16 protein-coding genes and 5 pseudogenes are annotated in these 17656 nt (G+C 68.8%); 9 read left to right on the top strand and 12 right to left on the bottom strand.

Annotated features, from left to right (window positions below):
- Positions 1-175: 175 nt before the first annotated feature.
- On the top strand, positions 176-1738 hold the full coding sequence (locus tag F7Q99_RS28345) for a nuclease-related domain-containing protein (protein ID WP_326847367.1): 1563 nt from the start codon (positions 176-178) through the stop codon (positions 1736-1738).
- 81 nt (positions 1739-1819) lie between these two features.
- A complete protein-coding gene (locus F7Q99_RS28340) occupies positions 1820-2761 on the top strand; it encodes an IS5 family transposase (RefSeq protein WP_326847283.1) in 942 nt (313 codons plus the stop codon).
- Here the strand turns inward: F7Q99_RS28340 and F7Q99_RS28335 are convergent.
- Positions 2742-3224 (bottom strand): hypothetical protein, encoded by a 483-nt coding sequence (locus tag F7Q99_RS28335; RefSeq protein WP_153466807.1) that lies wholly within the window; start codon positions 3222-3224, stop codon positions 2742-2744. The two genes, F7Q99_RS28340 and F7Q99_RS28335, sit on opposite strands and share 20 nt — an antisense overlap.
- Positions 3225-3789: 565 nt before the next feature.
- Here F7Q99_RS28335 and F7Q99_RS42755 point away from each other — a divergent pair.
- On the top strand, positions 3790-3912 hold the full coding sequence (locus tag F7Q99_RS42755; RefSeq protein ID WP_268267683.1) for a hypothetical protein: 123 nt from the start codon (positions 3790-3792) through the stop codon (positions 3910-3912).
- 545 nt (positions 3913-4457) lie between these two features.
- On the opposite strand, the pseudogene F7Q99_RS41665 reads toward F7Q99_RS42755, so the two are convergent.
- Together F7Q99_RS41665 and F7Q99_RS28325 are read right to left on the bottom strand one after the other, a co-directional pair.
- Positions 4458-4757 (bottom strand): annotated as a pseudogene (locus F7Q99_RS41665) (transposase); the annotation flags it as partial.
- Positions 4758-4888: 131 nt separating this feature from the next.
- Positions 4889-5212 carry a hypothetical protein gene (locus tag F7Q99_RS28325; RefSeq protein ID WP_153466805.1) on the bottom strand — a complete coding sequence of 108 codons (324 nt, stop codon included), beginning with the start codon at positions 5210-5212 and terminating at the stop codon, positions 4889-4891.
- 763 nt (positions 5213-5975) lie between these two features.
- On the opposite strand from F7Q99_RS28325, the gene F7Q99_RS28320 reads away from it, so the two are divergent.
- Positions 5976-6263 (top strand): hypothetical protein, encoded by a 288-nt coding sequence (locus F7Q99_RS28320; protein ID WP_153466804.1) that lies wholly within the window; start codon positions 5976-5978, stop codon positions 6261-6263.
- Here the strand turns inward: F7Q99_RS28320 and F7Q99_RS28315 are convergent.
- The 4 genes from F7Q99_RS28315 to F7Q99_RS28300 form a co-directional block, all read right to left on the bottom strand.
- On the bottom strand, positions 6248-6652 hold the full coding sequence (locus tag F7Q99_RS28315; protein WP_230210965.1) for an integrase core domain-containing protein: 405 nt from the start codon (positions 6650-6652) through the stop codon (positions 6248-6250). The two genes, F7Q99_RS28320 and F7Q99_RS28315, sit on opposite strands and share 16 nt — an antisense overlap.
- A gap of 192 nt (positions 6653-6844) precedes the next feature.
- Positions 6845-7285: an integrase core domain-containing protein gene (locus F7Q99_RS28310; protein WP_195911285.1), complete on the bottom strand. Its 441-nt coding sequence runs from the start codon at positions 7283-7285 to the stop codon at positions 6845-6847.
- Complete coding sequence (locus F7Q99_RS28305) at positions 7258-7848, bottom strand: DDE-type integrase/transposase/recombinase (protein ID WP_153466801.1); 591 nt, start codon at positions 7846-7848, stop codon at positions 7258-7260. Before F7Q99_RS28305 ends, F7Q99_RS28310 begins: the two co-directional genes overlap by 28 nt.
- A gap of 20 nt (positions 7849-7868) precedes the next feature.
- Positions 7869-8057 (bottom strand): hypothetical protein, encoded by a 189-nt coding sequence (locus F7Q99_RS28300; RefSeq protein WP_153466800.1) that lies wholly within the window; start codon positions 8055-8057, stop codon positions 7869-7871.
- Between the two features lie 384 nt (positions 8058-8441).
- Between F7Q99_RS28300 and F7Q99_RS28295 the strand changes: the two genes are divergently transcribed.
- Entirely contained in the window at positions 8442-9386 is a 945-nt protein-coding gene (locus F7Q99_RS28295; RefSeq protein WP_153466799.1) for a ribosome-inactivating family protein, read from the top strand.
- A 25-nt stretch (positions 9387-9411) separates the two neighbouring features.
- A pseudogene (locus tag F7Q99_RS43875) lies at positions 9412-9792 on the top strand (helicase associated domain-containing protein); the annotation flags it as partial.
- Between the two features lie 269 nt (positions 9793-10061).
- Here F7Q99_RS43875 and F7Q99_RS28285 read toward each other — a convergent pair.
- The 5 genes and pseudogenes from F7Q99_RS28285 to F7Q99_RS28265 all read right to left on the bottom strand — a co-directional run bounded on the left by F7Q99_RS28285 (position 10062) and on the right by F7Q99_RS28265 (position 15017).
- Positions 10062-11792 (bottom strand): IS4 family transposase, encoded by a 1731-nt coding sequence (locus F7Q99_RS28285; RefSeq protein WP_407697889.1) that lies wholly within the window; start codon positions 11790-11792, stop codon positions 10062-10064.
- 72 nt (positions 11793-11864) lie between these two features.
- A pseudogene (locus tag F7Q99_RS28280) lies at positions 11865-12602 on the bottom strand (IS256 family transposase); the annotation flags it as partial.
- A 470-nt stretch (positions 12603-13072) separates the two neighbouring features.
- On the bottom strand, positions 13073-13675 hold the full coding sequence (locus F7Q99_RS28275; RefSeq protein WP_153466796.1) for a TetR/AcrR family transcriptional regulator: 603 nt from the start codon (positions 13673-13675) through the stop codon (positions 13073-13075).
- A 79-nt stretch (positions 13676-13754) separates the two neighbouring features.
- Positions 13755-14717 carry a quinone oxidoreductase family protein gene (locus F7Q99_RS28270; protein ID WP_153466795.1) on the bottom strand — a complete coding sequence of 321 codons (963 nt, stop codon included), beginning with the start codon at positions 14715-14717 and terminating at the stop codon, positions 13755-13757.
- 39 nt (positions 14718-14756) lie between these two features.
- Positions 14757-15017: a replication-relaxation family protein gene (locus tag F7Q99_RS28265; RefSeq protein ID WP_153466794.1), complete on the bottom strand. Its 261-nt coding sequence runs from the start codon at positions 15015-15017 to the stop codon at positions 14757-14759.
- Between the two features lie 238 nt (positions 15018-15255).
- Here F7Q99_RS28265 and F7Q99_RS43755 point away from each other — a divergent pair.
- The 3 genes and pseudogenes from F7Q99_RS43755 to F7Q99_RS28250 all read left to right on the top strand — a co-directional run.
- Positions 15256-15384 (top strand): annotated as a pseudogene (locus F7Q99_RS43755) (HNH endonuclease); the annotation flags it as partial.
- Positions 15385-15440: 56 nt separating this feature from the next.
- Positions 15441-15785: pseudogene (locus F7Q99_RS28255) on the top strand (transposase); the annotation flags it as partial.
- Between the two features lie 451 nt (positions 15786-16236).
- A complete protein-coding gene (locus tag F7Q99_RS28250; protein ID WP_153466793.1) occupies positions 16237-17595 on the top strand; it encodes a cytochrome P450 in 1359 nt (452 codons plus the stop codon).
- Positions 17596-17656: the final 61 nt, after the last annotated feature.

Genomic DNA, 17656 nt, shown 5'->3' with positions numbered 1-17656 from the left:
AGGCGCCGAGGTATGGCTGCCGGTGGCCGACGCGGCCAGGCCGTCCGGCTCGACACCGCTGCGTGCGGCCCGGTACTGCTCCCGGCGATTGCGCTGGCTGATGCCGCGCGCTGGCAGTACACCCACACGCGAAAACCGGTGGCAGGTGGTCCGAGGACCGCAGGACGATAAGTGCGTGGCTGCATACCTGTATGACCGGCATGTCACGGATGACGAGTACCGTCAGCGTGTTCGCCGACACCGACCGAGCTCCCTGCTGCCGCTGGTCGCCGCAGCGGCCGTCAGGTGGGGCCAGCCTGGGCAGGAGCACCCCTGGCTGAACAGCCCCTACCGGAAGTACACGCCGTGGGCCCTGGCGGACATCGCCCGCGTCGCGCTCACCTTCGGCACCGAGTTCCACCGCGCCGAGGCCACCGAGGACGACCTGCTGAAGATCCTCTGCGCGTACTCTCAGCTGAAGGACCTCACCCTTCACAATGACGACGGCGACCTGAGCGTCCGGGTGCGGGACTTCCTGATGCGCACCTCTGGCGAACAGTTCGTTTGGCAGGCCCCGGAGGCCACGACCCTGGCCCGCACTGGCGCGATCTTCCGCGACACCGCGTTCCCCGATCACCGCACACCCCAGGTGCTGGTCCCGGGCTGGGACACGGACCTGTTGGGCTGCACCTTGACCGACTACATCGGCGTCACCCAGATCCTGTGGGCCGCCGCGATGTACTCGCAAGGCCGCTTCGACCTCGCCTACCTGGACGCCCCCCAGGCCGCCGGCATCTACGACATCATCGACCGCACCACCCTGCTGGCCACCGTTGACCGACACTTCGCCACGGATACCGAGGCGTTCAGAGCTGCCGAACGCGACACCGCCACGCGCGTCGCGAGGACCCCCGGCGCCTCCCACCCGCAGCTGCGTCGCTTCACGCACAACCCGCTCCTGGCGCGCCCGGCCGTCACCGGATTCGGCGACGCCTGGCTGCTGTGCCCCGTCCCGCAGCTCGTTCACCGCAAGGCCAGTCCGGCCAGCCTCTACTTCACAGGCTTCGCCAGCCTCGGCCCGGGCTTCACCATCGAGACCGGTTACCTCTTCGAACAGTACATAGGCCGTCAGCTGCGCCTACTAGTGGACGCCAACGTGCTCCCGGAGATCACTTACATGGTGGGGAAGCAGAAGAGGGAGAGCGTTGACTGGATCGTCGTGTTCGACGACCTCGTCCTGCTGGTCGAAGTGAAGGCCTGCATGCCGACGGAGAACGTCCGCCTCGGCCTGGCCTTCGGTGTGGACGAGACCGTCCGAAAGATCGGCAAGGCGTACGAGCAGATCAACCGGACGGAGCAGCTGATCGCCAACGGACACCCGGACTTCGCTGCCGTGCCGAAGGACCGGCCTCGTCACGGCATCGTCGTCACTCTGGAGCCGTTCCCCATCGCCAACGCACCCTTCCCCACCCCCGGCCTGCCCAGCACTGCCTTGCCTGTCACCGTTGCCAGCGCGCAGGAGATCGAGCACCTCGTCATGCTCACCGACACCTCGGCGTCCGCTCTCCTCCTGGCACGAGCCGCCGATCCTCAGGAGTCCACGTGGAGCCTCGACGCGGTCCTTGCCCGCCACAGTGTGGACCGCAACCCGGTTCTGGACGATGTCTGGAACTCCTACCACTGGTCTGAGAAGCGATTCCCAAACCGATGGATACGACTGCCGCTCGAACTTCCGTGCGCATCAGCCTCGTTCGAGTGATCACTCCGTGGCCGGCGCATAGCAGAAGGGCCTCCTGCACAGCTCGGTGATGTCGAGTCAACCAAGCACCAGGAGGCCCAGGTGTCCCACTGTGGCGTGTCGACCCCGTCCGCGTCCAACTCCGGCGTGTCGCCGTGCGATTGCCTGGCCCACCGGCTCGGCAACGCAGCCGACCAGCCCGACCGGACCCGCCGCTACAGCTCCGACCTCACCGACGCCGAATGGCACCTGGTCCGGCCGCTGCTGCCGGTCCCGGCCTGGCTGAACGGAAAGGGCGGACGCCCGGAGGGCTTCTGCCACCGCCAGATGATCGACGGCGTGCGCTACCTGGTCGCCGAGGGCGTGCGCTGGGCCAGTCTGCCGACCGACTTCCCCAAGTGGCGGGCCGTATACCGGTTCTTCCGCCGCTGGCGCGACAACGACCTGATCAAGGAGCTCTACGGCCGACTGCGCGCCCGCCTGCGAGAACTGGCCGGCAAGAAGGCGGAGCCGACCGCCGCGATCATCGACTCGCAGTCGGTCAAGGCCGACGCCACCGTGCCGACCGCCTCGCGCGGCTACGACGCCGGAAAGAAGATCAACGGCCGCAAACGGCACATCGCCGTCGACACCCTGGGCCTGCTGCTGACCGTGCTGGTCACCGCCGCCTCGGTCAAAGACAACGACGCCGGCCGCGACCTCCTTGACCAACTGCGCACCGAACACCGCCGCATCGCCCTGGTCTGGGCCGACAGCGGCTACACCGGCTGGCTGGTCGCCTTCGCCACCACCGTCCTGGCCCTTGCGCTCACCGTCGTCAAACGCAGCGACGACGCCACCGGGTTCGTGGTGCTGCCGCGCCGCTGGGTCGTGGAACGATCATTTTCCTGGCTGATCCGGGCGAGACGCCTCGCCCGGGACTACGAGACCCGCATCGACAGCACCGAGGCGATGGCCTGGTGGGCCGCGAGCATCCCGGCCACGCGCCGCCTGGCCCGCTCCGGCGCCCCCGCGCCCCGCCGCGTCAAGCTGTCCGCGGCCTGAACAGCCCCGGCCGCTGCTCGGTCAGCCAGCCGCGCTCGACCAGCCGCTTCGCCCGGAACCGGGCGGCCTGCTCCTTCGCGTCGCTCGACGCCCAGCCCAGATGCTCGCGCATGGCCCGAGCCCGCACTCCCTCCCCGCCACCGGCCGCGTCGCGCTCGACCAGGGCCACGATCCGCGCGCAGTCGAGCGGCAGCTCCCCGGTCCCCACGCCCTCGCACCACAGCGGCACCTTCACCCGCGGCCCCGCAGCCCCCGCAGCCGGCACCTCCACCGGCGCATCGACCGCGCCAGCCGCCTCGGCCAGGGCCTCAACCGTCTCCTCGCGGGCGATGACCGCGCGCCGCGCGGCCTCCTCCGCCTCGGCCAACGCGGCCTGGAGCCGCTCCACTTCGGACCGCAGTTCCTCCGCCCGGGCCAGCGCCACTCGCTCGCGCTTCTCCAGCACTCCCAGCACCGACGGCATCCGCCACCTCCGAGCACGCCCCGCACCAGCACGACGATCCGAGCATGCCTACCGAACGACGGCCACACCCCTCACCTGGGAAAACGTGACCCTACCTTCGATTTGGGAATGGCTTCTCAGGGCAGGCGGAAGTCACATGATCGGCCGGACAGCTCCTAGTGGCCGCCGGGCCGCCGTCTGCCGTGCGGCCACCCGCGGCTGGCGTTGTCGTCCGCCACCATCCGTCCCTGGCCGTCCCCACCGTTTGCTGCGCCGCGCCACCGGCCGTCCCGCGCGGCCGACGTCGCCGGTCGTCGGGCTGCGCCGTTGTTCATCCTTGACCTACGTCCCGGCCTGCTGCCGTTCCGTCCGCTGTGCTGCCTGGACCGGTCGCCGCTGCCTCGCCGCTGGAACCGGCCGAGGAGGCCGCCCGCACGGCTAACGCCGTGCTGCGGCCGTGCTGGACGTGCCGGGGCTCGATCGGGGGGAAGGAGGGCTCGGAGCTGGATCTGCGGGAGAGGGCCGGGCCGGACCGGAGTGCCCCGAGTGTGTACAGGCCCGCGCCGCAAAGGACTTGGGCCCGCTGATGCTGCCGGTTCGGATCAAGCGCGAGCTGGTGGCCGCTCTGGTCTCCACTCCAGACGATCCGTGGTGGGAGAACCGCGTGCTGCACGCAAAGCTCTACCCGGCGAGGGGCCGTCGGGTGTGACCTGTTGGTGCATTCCGGTCACGGCAGCCCCGCCACTCTCCATGGCGGGCTGCTGACGGTCGCGGTTGGTGCGGCCGGTGCCTCGCACGGCCGGGACCCGGGCATCCCCCTGTCCCCGCGGTCCCGGCCGGCTGACGCGGGCGAGCGCACGCGGTGATCCTGCAGTGACTGAAGCGACTTGATGGGGCGACAGGTCGGAGCCTTATAGTCCGACGGTGTACTTGTGCTACGTCGATGATTCGGGCTCGGATAGGATCCGCACGCTGACCGGTCTGCTGGTGCCGGCAGCGGGGTGGGGAGACCTGCTGCACTGCTGGCTGGAAGGCCGGCGAGAGGTCGAGTCGGAATGGGGCGTGCCCAAGAACGCCGAGCTGCACGCGGTGAAGCTGGTCAAGGGGCGGGGGCCAGTTCTGCTCGACCCCGGAGCAAGAGGCCAGGTTCCACAAACGGAGCCGGATCGCCGCGCACGAGATGCTGCTCAAGCGCCTGGCACGGTGCGAGAACTTAACCGTGACCACGGTGGCGTGCCGCACCAGCGTGCTCCCGCCAGCGCGGCCGTACATTTGGCGCTTGATCATTTTGATCCGGTTGACGTGGCCTTCGACGACGCCGGAGCTCCAGGGCAGTGTCAGGCCGGCGGTGACGGCGGCGAGATCGCGTTCGAGGCCGTTGGCGAAGGTGTGGAGGCTGGGCAGGTCGTCGGCGCGGACCGCCTTGATCCATTGCGGGAGCTGGTTGCCCTGGAGCTGGGTGAGCATCTTCCCGAACGCGCGGATGTGCTCGGTGAGGGCCTCAAGTTCGGGGCAGCCGGCGAGGACGGCTTTGAGCTTCAGACGTTCGCTCTCCGGGGGTTTGGCCAAGGTGAGGCGGGTAGCCGCCGCACCTTGGCCAGACCCCTGACAGACCCACTGCTGTGGCTGCTGCTATGGCGGTATGTCGGGACGCGTGTCGCGATCAGGGCGCGGGGTGTCGTCGGTCATTGGTGCGTCTTCGGGGCGCTGGGGGAGTGGCACATGACGGTGATGACATGGCGCATCGCGTCGCGTCGGTCCTGGTCAGGGATGTTGTCGTTGGGGGCGTGGATCATCGCGTAGCCGATGGCGGATTCGATGCCGTCCCTGTCGCGTCCGTGGCACAGGGTGTTGCCGGTGGCGTGGTCGGCGAGAAGGAATTGGGTGCGGGCCCACCGCAGGGCGGGGCTGTCGTCCGGGGCCGTCGTGGTGGGTGTGGTGGTGCTGACACAGGCGGTGAGAGCGGCGAGCATGGCCAGGGTGGCAGCTATGCAGGTGGTGGGTCGCAAGGTGTTCCTTCGGGGCGTGGGTGTACGGCCGTGCCGACGCCCGCATGGGTTGTCGGCACGGCCGGCTGTTGATCGGTCAGCGGCCAGAGCGGATACGGCTGCCGTCGGCGGTGAAGGCGCGGGCGCGGGCCGAGACCTCGACGGCGACCAGGATCGACGCGGCGTTGTTGAACGGGATGTTCGCACGGTGGTGGTCGCGCCCGATCTTCAGCCATTCGGCGAAGCCGCAGCGTACTCGGCGATCTGCTCACGGGGAAGCTCGATCTCAGCGTGCCCAGAAGGGGCCACGAGCGGCGCACCGGCGCCGGGGGCTGACGGAACGACGGGCTGCGGGTTTGGGGGTTGGTTGAGAAGGGCCAGGCCGTGGTGAGGTGGTTCAGGGGTGGGGCCGGTTCTGCGGGGGTGTTGCTGGTCGGGTGTCAGGGTTGTTTGACCTGCGTGTTTTGGTGCTTGGTTGAGAACTTGTGGATCACGCGAGAAGTAGTGGGGATTTCCGCGGTCTGGATGAGAGCCCTGTATGCGCCGGGGGTGGTTGGTGGCTGGCATGTTGTGGCGGGTGGGTGGGTTGCTGGTTGATCTTGTTGGTGGGTTGGGGGTTCGCGGGTGGGTTGAGAAGTCTGGGGTGGGGCTGGGTTCGTGTTCGGGGGTAAGAAGCCGTTGTCGTACCGAACTTGATCGGTGTGTTTCCGCAGCTCAGGCATGATGTCGCTGTTGGCGAGGCAAGCTCGGGTGGTCGGGTTGTCTTGCTGGTGGAGGTGCCGGGATGGCGTCGGTCGTGGGTCTGTTGGACGAGCGGGAGCTGGCCGCCCGGGAGCGGGTGGAGGGACTGCGAGAGGTAGCGGACCGGGTCCTGGCTGAGCTCGCGGAAGCGGAGACGGAGTGGCAGGAGTGGTTGATCGCCCGGCAGCGCGTCGGCGAGGTGCTGTCCGCGCCGCGGCGCCGGGATGCCGATGCGGGACCGGCCGGGGAGCCGTTCGCACCGGAGCCGGCGCCCGTCCCGGACGCTGCCCCTGCCGAAAATCTCATCCGCCCTGCTCAGGCCGCATGTTGATACTCGTGGAGGAGGCCGCCGAGCCGGTCGCGCCTTCGTATGTCGAGGCGGTTGATCTGCTCGGGGGCGCTGATCGGTTCGGGGAGCGGGTGTAGCGGGCGGGCATTCGCGATGCCCTGGTGTGGCCTGTGCCCGTTGTAGAAGTGCTCGAACTCGCGCAACGGGTGCATGAGGTGGCGCTGGTTCCAGATCAGCGTGCGGTCCAGCCGTTCTCGCCTGCAGGTCTGCACCCACCGCTCCATGAGCGAGTTCATTCTCGGCATCCGGACCCCGCTGAGCACGACCTCGATCCCCGCGTCCTGCAGGACGGCGTCGAACAGCGTGGGGAACTTCCCGTCCCGGTCCCTGATCAGGTAGCGGGCCCGGCATCCGGCGTCCTCGAGGTCCATGACAAGGTTCTTCGCCGTCTGCGTTACCCAGGACGCGGTCGGATGCTCGGTGGCGCCCAGGACCCGGATCCGCCGGTTGGCAGGGGCTGTCGCCGTGTTCGGCAAGCAGGTCGAGCAGCAGTCGGTAGCCTGCCGCGTCGTCGGTGATCCGGCGCTTCGGAAGATTTCAAGTCCAGTGAGACGGTCGTGACGCTATGAGGTTTGTGGTGCGGGTTCCCTGCGCTTCGCGGGGTCGTTGATCCACGCCGTCTTCGGGATCTCGGGTGGTCTGGGACGGCGGCCGAAGCGTTCGGGGTGGCGCGCGTAGGCCTCGGCGAGGGTGACGGCCCGCTGGTCACGGATCTCCTCCGCGGTGCCGAAGTGGACGCTGGCGGGCGTGTGCAGTCCGATGCCCGAGTGCCTGTGCTCGTGGTTGTAGTACGAGATGAAGGCGTCGAACCATTCACGGGCGTGGGCCAGGGAATCGAACCGCTCGGGATAATCGGACATGTACTTGGTGGTCTTGAACTGGGCCTCGCTGTAGGGGTTGTCGTTGCTCATCTTGGGGCGCGAGTGACTCCTGGTGACGCCGAGATCGATCAGCAGCTGGGAGACCTTCTTGGAGGTCATCGAGGTGCCCCGGTCGGCGTGCACGGTCTCGGGACGATGCCGTTGCGCGCGATGGCCTCCCGGATCAACTCCTCTGCCCGTTCGGCTGATTCGGCCAGTTCGACGGTGTGGCCGACGATGTAGCGGCTGAAGATGTCGATGATGACGTAGGCGTGGTACCAGATGCCCTTGCTGGGGCCGGCCGCTTTGGTGGTGTCCCAGGTGAACACCAGGGAGGGGCCGTCAGCGACCAGTTCGGGCACCGTCTTGGCGGGGTGGGCGGCCTGGCGGCGGCGCTCACCCGACTGCCCCCGCTCACGCAGAATCCGGTACATCGTGGAAACCGAGCAGTGGTAGCGCCCGGTGTCCAGCTCGCGGGCCCAGATCTGTGCGGGTGGCAGTTCGGCGTACTCGGGGCTGTTCATCAACGCCAGTACCGCATCGCGTCCTTCGGCTGTCAGGGCCGAGGGCTGGGCCTGTGGGGACCTGGGCCCGCGCGGGGGCGGCGGTTTCAGGCGGCGGTAGTGGGTGGCCCGGGAGCGGCCGGTCAGCCGGCACGCGGCCGTGGTGCCCAGCTGGTGTTCGACGGCGGTGAACGCCTCGTCCACGACGGGGTCGGCGGCGTGCGTCAGTCCGCGCTCTCGGAGATCATTTCCAAGAGCGCCGACGCTTTTCCCAGGACCTCCAGTGCGGCCTTGTTCCGGGCGAGTTCCTTCTCCAGCCGTTCCACCTGGCGGCGCAGCTTCTCGTTCTCGACCTCGGCGGCGGACTTCTTCGGGCGGGCCGGGCTCGTGCGCCGGTCGACCAGGTTCTCCAAGGCCCCGGCGTCGCGCGCGGCCCGCCACTCGGTGACGTGGGAGTGGTACAGGCGCTCGCGGCGCAGGACCGCGCCCCTTCTCGCCCTCGGGCGCGGCGTCGTACTCGGCGACGATCCGCAGTTTGTACTCGGGACTGAAAGTGCGGCGCTTCGGCTTGGGAGCCGGGTCGGCTGCGGACGGATTGGTGCTGGTCATCAGGGGTGGAACTCCTACTCGGGCCCTCTCAGGCTAACCCGACAAAGCGGGACGTCTCACCCAAGGCTGACAGAGAGGGGTCCGCGGCGGTTGAGTCAAATGACCGATGCGCGGTTCGGGGCCCGTGGGTCACTGTGGTGAACGCCCCGTCGGCAGGCGGGTCCCCGTAGTGGCGTTGGAGGTTTGTGATGGCTGTTTCAAGGGTGGGACGACTGGCGGGAGCCGCCGCGCTCGCACTGTCGATCTCCATGGGCGGCGTGGTCGCCGCAGGCGGCACGGCGGTGGCGGCGATCCCCGAGGGGACACAAGACGCCGGACGGTGGCCCATCCCGATCAACTCGCTGGGCCCGACGCTGGCCGACGACTACGACACGACCATCCGGGACCTGCGCAACGTGGTGGCGGTCCCGGCCAGCGACGGAGGCCAGCAGACCCAGAGCCAGCGCGCGCTGTACAAGCTCACGCTGAGGATCCCCGACCACCGCGGTGTGGATCAGCACGTCTCGCTGTTCTTCCAGGCGACCGACCTGTACCTGGTCGGGTTCAGCCCTGGTTTCTCCCGCAACGCCTACATGTTCAACGACTGGCAGGAGGACACCTACGGCTCCTTCCTGCCGTCCGGCTACACCGCCCGCAACCTGCGCTTCGGCGGCAACTACCAGTCCCTGACCAACGTCGCCGGCGCCGACACCCGCTACACCATGCGCATCGGCTACGACAACATCTGGGATCAGATCCTCCACCTGGCCACCACCCCCGAGGACTCCTTTGTCGGAACCAACGCCCAGATCAACGCCCGCACCGCCTCGGCGCTCCTGCAGATGATCAACATGTTCTCGGAGGCGGCCCGCTTCCCTGGTATCCAGCGCCACTACCACAACGCCTTCGCCGACCGGAACGCTGTCACCCAGGGCCTCACCCCCTTCGAACAGGAAGCCGAGAACAGCTGGGGCGGCCTGTCGAACGCCTTCTTCCGGATGAACCAGGACCCCACCGTCTCCTACACCGTGCACGTGGGACTCACCAACGTCGTCTACAACAACCGCGCGCAGATCCGCGCCCTGCTCGCCCTCCTCGCCGGCTCCACCAGGATCATCGGCACCGACTTCCGCTCCAACTGGAACCAGGTCTGACCCATCCCTGAACGGCACCACGGTGATGAGGGTCAGCGGGATTCCGAAGATCCTCATCACCGTCATCGCCTGGCGGCGCCGGCGCGGGCCTCCATCGGCGGCTACGCGATCGGGACGTGGCTCTCGGAGCTGCGCGCCACGGGCCAGCAGCCAGCTGCCGGGCGCGCTCGTACCGGAGCGGCGGCGGGCGCTGGAGGAGATCGACCTGTTCTGGTGCCCGGCCTGGCCGATCACCTGGCAGCGCGCATACACCACCGCCCGGCAGTGGTGGCTGGAGTCCGACGGCCTGGTCGACTGGACCACCCTGCCCCAGGACCCGGTGTACGAAGGCGAGCAACTCGGCCGCTGGGTCAAGGCACAGCGGGCCGCCTGGCCAGACCTGGCCGAGGACCAGCAGGACCTGCTCGCGGCGATCGGCATCGGGGCCGACGCCAAGCTGGTGGCTGCGAAGGCCGCGGCCGAGGCGAAGCCGGCGGTGTCCCGCGCGGACCGGTTTGCCCAGGGCCTGGCCGCGCTCGCCCAGTTCGTGGAGCGGGAGCGTCATCCCCGGGTGCCCCGCCCGCACAAGGAGCCGGTGGAGGCCGTCGAGGCCGGCGACGGCGGCGAGGGAGCCAAGTACTGGCTCCAAGTCCTGACCGAGATCAAGAACCGCGGCGTCGAGGCAAGGCCGCGGAGTTAAGCCCCGCCCGGGTCCGTCAACGTCGTCTTCTTCCATGCATCGGCGAGGGTGTAGGCCCCGTACGCGATCTTCTTGAGGAGGCCTTCGGTGGCCCACTGGGTCATCTGGGTCGCGAAACTCGCGTAGTTGTGGATGCCCAGGGCAATGGCGACTTCGCGGGGTCGCCAGGATCGTTCGGGCTCGGCGGCCATGAGGTGGAAGGCCCGGTTTCGGTTGCCGGCGCCCATGGGCCGAATCCCAGTGACAGTCTTGCGCCGGTCCCCGCTGCCGTCTGATGGTCGGGGTGGGGCCTCGGGAGCCGCGCGGAGCTTGACGACGAGGCCGGTGATCGCCCTGCTCTTGCGAGGACGGGGCTCTGCGGGGTTGGTGGGGTATCGCGTGCGTCCAGCTTTGACTGAGCGGGCACTGGTGCGAGGCCGTCTCGGTGGCAGAAGGCCGTCCAGCACGGCCAGGCCGATGGCACCGACCAGCTCATCGTGAACGCTTCGTCCGGCGGTTGCGTCAGCGAGGATGATCCGGTCGCGTGCGGTCTCCAAGGCGATGGTGAAGCTGGCGCGGTCCGGGTCGGTGCCCGGACATGATTCCACGGCGTCGACCATCGCCGTCCGCAGGAGCTGGTAGACGATCAGTTGTGCCCACAGTTCCTGCTCTAGGCCGGCGCGGTCCTGTGACCGGAGCACGAGACCCTCCTGCAGAGTGTGTCGCAGCGCGTAGTAGGCGGACTCGACCTCCCAGCGCTCGTGATAGAGCCGGACCAGCGCTTCGGCGGGGTCACTGCGATGGTCGAGCAGGGTGGTGGCGATGCGGTAGTGCTCGCAGAGCGTCTGGCCGCTGTCCGTGGTCATGGTGATCGTCGCGTCGATGACGCGGACTTTGAGCCTGCCCAGCCGGGTGAGATACGAGCCGTCGGGCAGCACAGCGAGAATCGCAGGACGGCGGCGAGCGGTGATGCCGATGACGAACTGAGCTCCGGTGGCCGCGGTGTCCGCCAGGAAGTCGTCCGCATCGAAGCCCCGGTCGGCGAGCACGAGCATGCTGGCGTTCACCAACCGCAGAAGGCGGCGCGCATAGGTGGTCTCGTAGTCGCTCGTCGGCCCGAACACCGCGCCGAGCAGGCCGCGGGATCCGGTCTCACAGAGCGTCATCAGCCGGAGGAGCGGGTAGCCTGCCCATCCCAACCGAGCTTGGATCTTGCCGAGCCAGGCCCGGTTCCGCTCGCAGTCGGGCACCTTCAGCGAACTGCACCCATCGAAAGCCACGGTCCGCCAACGTCGGTAGCGGACGCCGACCGTGGTGGGTTGCGCGAGTGGCCCGGCCAGTACCTCGAACAGCGCTTTGAGCGGAGCCGGGCCCACGCGCCGCCGAAGGTAGCGAAGGGCCTTCTCGCTCGGCCGCGCAATCCGTGACCGGGTGAGTCCGACTGTCAGCTTGTCCCAGACACGCAGGTAGCCCAGGGCGGGGAACAGCGCCAGGGCCAGGACGAAGTACACCCCGACGCGAGAAGGCAGGAGCCGTCGGCGACGCTCCACGGCGCGGTTCTCCTCGAGCACCGCGTCCACGAGTTCGACGGGAAGGTAACGGGTGAGATCGCCCAAGTGACCCGGAGCCAGAACGGAACCTCCGTCTCCTCCAAGGCAATCGGGCCGAGTGATGGCAGACTGGTCAGTCAACGGGACCTCTTCAGCAAGCAGATCTTGGTCGATCCCTTGCTCTACCGGAGGTCCCATCCCCATGCCTGCAGTCCAGGCCGAGATCACTCTCTTGACGGACCCGGGCGGGGCTTAACTCCGCGGCCTTGCCTCGACGCCGCGGTTCTTGATCTCGGTCAGGACCTGGAGCCAGTACTTGGCTCCCTCGCCGCCGTCGCCGGCCCACAGCCCGAGGATGTCGCGGGTGCCGTCCACGGTCACCGCGAGGGCGACGTAGATCGGCCGGTTGGCGACCTGCCCGTCGCGGACCTTCACGTGGATGCAGTCGATGAAGATCACCGGGTAGATCGCGTCGAGCGGGCGGTTCTGCCACTCAGCCATCCCGTCCATGACCTTGTCGGTAATGGTGGAGATGGTCGACTTGGACACGCTCGCCCCGTAGACCTCGGCCAGATGCGCGGAGATGTCACCGTGCGTCAGACCCCGGGCGGACAGTGACAGCACCATCTCATCGACGCCGGTCAGCCGCCGCTGGCGCTTCTTAACGATCTGCGGATCGAAGCTGCCCTCGCGGTCTCGGGGCACCTCGATCTCGATCGGCCCGACGTCGGTCAGCACCGTCTTCGCCCGGACACCGTTGCGACTGTTGCCGCTACCCGCACCGGCCCGGTCGTGCTTCTCATAGCCGAGGTGGTCGGTGATCTCGCCCTCCAGGGCGGACTCCAGCACCCGCTTGGTCAGCTGCTGCAGCAGCCCGCCCTCGCCGGTCAACTGGAGCCCGCTGGCCCGGGCCCGGTCGACCAACTGCCCGATCAACTGCTCGTCCAGCACGTCCGCCGACAGCTCAGTCGGCCGAACCTCTTCAACCGCCTCAACCGAGACGATCACGTCGCTTATCAGGTGCTCTTCCTTGATCGGGAGATACACCGGTCACCGTACAGACCCGAAGCCGGCGGGCATTGAGCGGAGCCGCCGGCTCAACTGTGCTTCGCTGCGGCATGCTGGCCCATCTGTCATGTGACCGTGGAGAAGGTGGTCCTGCTGGCGGATCCGCCGGACCACCAGATTCTGGCTTCCTGCCGCGCGGCCGGGATCCACACCGTCGTTCTGGAAGGACATCGCGGCGAGGGTGTCGGGCCGGCCTTGGTCGCGCATGCGCAGCAGTACATAGTGCACCCGGTGATTCCGGTCGCCGGGGTGTCCGGATGCGTGCCGGCCGTGCTGTGGACGCGCTGGGTCCATGGGGTCTTGCTGCTGCCTGCACCCACTTTGCCGGGAAGCAGTTTCGGCGGTCCGTCCGTGGCAGCCCGGCCGTCGGCCCTGGGAGGGTTGCGCGTTCTCGTCCTGTCGCAGAGTTCTCAGTGGTCACGACGGGCGGAGGCGCGGAGGTGGGCGATGCCCGCGTCGAGGGCGGCTTGCAGGTGGGTGGAGCCGCCCGTGGTCATGAGGATCAGCACGCCGCCCTGGATGCCGGCCAACAGGGATGCGGCCTCTCGCTCGGCGTCCAGGTCGGGGGCGATCTCGCCGCTGCCCTGCATGTGGCGGATTCCCGCGGCGAGTTGGTGCTGCCACCGGCCGAGCAGTTCGCCCGCCACGATCCTGGTGGCGTCGCTCGTCCCGCCCAGCTGGTTGAAGGCAGCATGGAGGGGGCAGTCGCTGCCCTGCGTGCGGTAGCGGGCGAGGACCTTGTCGCGCCACTGGTCCCAGGCGGCCCAGGAGGTGAGGGAGCCGAGCTCCGGCTGCTGGTCGTCGATCGCCCGGGCCGCCTCATGGCGGGCCACGGCCAGCAGCAGTTCGTCCTTCCCACCGGGAAAGTAGTGGAAGAGCTGGCTCTTGCTGGTCGCGGTGCGGGCCATGACGTCCTCCAGCCGCACCGCGAATACCCCCTGTTCGCGGATCTGGTCGGCGGCGCCCTCGACGATGCGCTGCCTGGTCGCAGTGCCCTTGCGGGTCAGCGGCATGGATCCTCCCGGTACGAGCTGTCGGGTCCCATTCAAGCGGATCGGGCGCGGCGGGCGGAGCCGACCGGGTGACGGCGGGTCAGGGCAGGAGCAGCAGTTTGCCGGTGGTGCGGCGCGACTCGAGGTCGGCGTGGGCGCGGGCCGCCTCGGCGAGCGGGTAGCGGCCGGTGACGTGCGAGGTGATTCGCCCGTCCAGGACCAGGTCGAACACCTCGCCGGTCCGCTGCAGCAGGGTCTCGCGGGTGGCGACGTGGTGGTGCACCACGGGATAGGTCAGCAGGATGCTGTTGGGCAGGTCGGTGGGCCGCAGCGCCGGTACGCCCATGAAGGGGCCGTAGTACGCGTGCACCCCGTGCGGGCGCAGGGCCAGCTGCGAGGAGCGGAACGTGCCCGTGCCTCCGCCGTCGTAGACGACGTCGGCGCCGCGGCCGCCGGTCAGCTCCCGGATCCGCTCCTCGAAGCCGCCGCCGGAGTGGACCAGCACGTGGTCGGCGCCGGCTTCCTTCGCTACGAGGGCCTTCTCCTCGCGGGAGACCAGGCCGATCACCCGGCCGCCGCGCGTCCTGATCATCTGCGTGAGCAGCCTGCCGACGCCGCCCGCCGCCGCGTGCACCACGGCGGTGTCGCCCGGCCCGATCGGGTAGGTCTCGGTGCTCAGGTGGCTGGCGGTCAGGCCCTGCATCATCACGGCGGCAGCCGTCTCGTCACCGATGCCGTCGGGAACCTTGACCAGCGAGTGGGCCGGGACGGCCAGCAGCTCCGCGTAGCTGCCTGGGTGGTAGAACCAGGCCACCCGGTCGCCGACCGCGAGGTCGTTGACTCCTTCGCCGAGGGCGGTGACGTACCCCATCCCCTCGGCGCCGAGGATCGCTGGAGCCGCCCAGCCCGGGCCGCCCTCAGCGCGGGCTCCGACGTCCATGTAGTTCACGCCGGCGGCGCCCAGCCGCACCAGCGCCTCGCCGGGGCGTGGGATCGGGTCCGGCAGCTCGGTCCAGCGCATGACCTCGGGACCACCGTGCTCCTCGATGCGGATCGCGTGCATGATGACACCTTCCTGTGCGGGTTCGTCACGGGGGAACGGTCAGCACGCTAGGCAGCTGAAAATGGACCAGCAAGTCCAAAACGATGCGCGGCCGACGTCGCTGTCGCAGACCTTGGTCCGGAACAGCTCGCGGTAGGAGGTGAACTTCGCGGCCACCCGGGCCCGGGCCATGCCGAAGCGGTCGACCTCCACCATCAACACCGGCACCCCGGTCTCCGGAGCCTGCCACACGCCGTCCGGGCGCACCTTGCGCTTCCCGCCGGCCAGCAGGAACTCAGTCTCCGTCGACCAGGAGCGCACCGCGCCCGCCCGCCCGCGGCCCCCGGGGCCTGTGGCAGCCGAGCGGTTGCCGGTCCTGAGGTCGCCTCTGGTTCCTGGTGAGCCGTCCCGGTTGTTGGCTCGGGGCGCCCGGAGGAATGGTAGGTGTGGCGACTGGCAGGACTGATGTGCCCATCTACGTTGCGGGGTAGGTGGGACCCAGGGTGACGCACGCGGAGAAGGAGCGCCGCAACCTCGCCGCCGCTCCTACCGCAGCAAGGGTGGCAGCGACCACCCGAGCAACCTGGAACTGATTCACACGACCTGTCATCGCCAGGTACACGCTGGCGACCGGAAGCATGACACCCACCGGCAGCCACAGGCCAGCTTGAGCCGGATGCGGGGATGACTCGCACGTCCGGTACTGAGGGGGCCGGGACGCAGCAATGCGTCCCGGCTACCCGACTGCTCAGCGTAGTCACCGACGACGGCTCCACCCAGTCCGGCTCCCTGATCGACGAGATCGTCCGCGAAGGCGCCCGCCGGATGATCGCCGCCGCACTGGAGGCGGAAGTCAACCAGTACATAGCCGAGTTGGCCGCGGAGACCGACGAGCACGGACGGCGCCTGGTGGTCCGCAACGGCCACCACCGACCCCGCGCCGTCGTCACCGCCGCCGGCCCGGTCGAGGTCAGCGCCCCACGAGTGAACGACCGACGCGTCGACGACGCCACCGGCGAGCACAAGCGGTTCCCCTCGAAGATCCTCGCGCCGTGGTGCCGCAAGTCGCCGAAGATCTCCGAGGTGCTGTTGCCTGGTGAGTCCGGACGGGCACGACCACGCTCATGCAGCAGTGGAGCACAGTGATGCCTGCGGCTCCGCTCCACGCGTCGGCCGACGTCGAGCTGCCGAAGACACGCGCGGGCGGGTTGCCGGCACGTGAAATTCCGGAAAGGAGGAGAGCAGGTCGCCCACAGGCGGTGGTCGCCAACTCGCCGACGCCGCAAGCGCCTTGGACTTGCAGGTCCAAATTTCATTGCCTACGGTGCTGCCTGCCGCCCATAGCAGCACGGCCGATAGTTTCGGGCTGAATTCAGAAGGAATTCACATCCTTCGGCTCCCAATCCTCCGGCCGCGCATTTTCAGCCGCACCCTTGACCTCTCCGGAGGCGACGGGCGATGATCACGGTGCGCCGCGGACGAGTGAACTTTCCAAAGACGAGCAACTTTTCGAGCTTACACTTCAGGGAGGTGCAGGGCCGTGCGTTCCATCACTGCTCCAGTGGCGGCGCCCATCGCGCCGGGCCGTTTTCCCTTACTCGGCCACCTGCCACAGCTGGCCGTCAAGCGAGTGGACTTCCTGCAATCGGTCAGGGTTCAGGGCGGCATCATCAGGATATTCCTCGGGAATCGGCCGGTGTTCGTCCTGAACTCGCCGGAGGCCGTCCACGACGTTCTCGTGACGCAGAGCAGGAAGTTCGAAAAAGGGCTGCTGTTCGACATCGCGCGGCCTTTCATCGGGAACGGCATCATCACGTCTGAGCGGGATTTCCACCGACGTCAGCGGCGTGCGCTCCAGCCCGCTTTCCGCCGTGACAGCATCGCCGCGTGCATCGGCACGATGACCGACATCGCCGAGGAGCAGGTGTCGGCCTGGCGCCCGGGCGAGGTGATCGCCATGGATTTGGTGATGCGTCGGATGATGACGGCCATGCTCGTCGCGACCCTTTTCAGCACTGAACGACCGGACGGCGCCGCAGCCGTGGCCGAGCTTGGGGAGCAGGTCGCCGAGCACCTGACCACGGTGATGCGTGGGGTCTTCGTGGGCACCGTCCTGCCCGCGCCGATCGCGTCCTCGCCCGCGCTGGGACATCGCAAATACCTGTCCGCAGCCGCGGCGCTGCGCGAACTCGCGGACAACGCCGTCCGGCAGGCTCGGCAGGATCCCACCGACCGCGGCGACCTGCTGTCGATCATGTTCGCCGGCACCCCCGGGAATCCGCAGGGGATGACCGACGTGGAGGCCCGCGACGAACTGCTGTCCCTGCTCATGGCCGGTGCCGAAACCACGTCGACCACCCTGTCCTGGGCGCTTTACGAACTTGGCCGGCGCCCGGAGATCACCGATCAGATCAGGGCCGAGTGCGATGCGCTGCCCGCAGGCGTCCTGCCCAGCGCAGCGACGCTTCCCTTCACCGACCGGTTCCTCCAAGAAGTGCTCCGCCTGCACCAGCCCAACTGGCTGCTCATGCGGCGTGTCCTGGAGCCGGTGCGGGTCTGCAGTGTCGAGCTCCCGCAGGGGGCCGAGCTGATCTACAGCGCGGTGACGATGCACCGGGACCCGGCGTACTTCCCGGACCCCCTGCGATTCGACCCGGACCGGTGGCTCAGCCGTACCGAGAGGGACCTTCCACCGGGCGCCTATGTCCCGTTCGCACTCGGCAACCGGAAGTGCATCGGGGACCACTTCGCGATGGCCGAGATGCTGGTCGTCCTCCGCTCGATCGTCTCGCGGTGGCGACCGCAGCCGGTCGAGGGGCGCCGGGTCCGGCCGGTGGTCCAAGCGCTGATCCGGCCCAATGCGCTGCCCATGCGCGTCTCACCCTGGCCTACCTGCTGAACCGGCCCCGCTTCTGGAGGTCCGCCACACCATGACATCGACGGCAGAGCCTTCCGTGCCC

It is taken from the genome of Streptomyces kaniharaensis, assembly GCF_009569385.1.
Classification (GTDB): Bacteria; Actinomycetota; Actinomycetes; order Streptomycetales; family Streptomycetaceae; genus Kitasatospora; species Kitasatospora kaniharaensis.
Note: the sequence above shows the minus strand (reverse complement) of the source record. Positions and strands in the feature narration are given on the sequence as shown.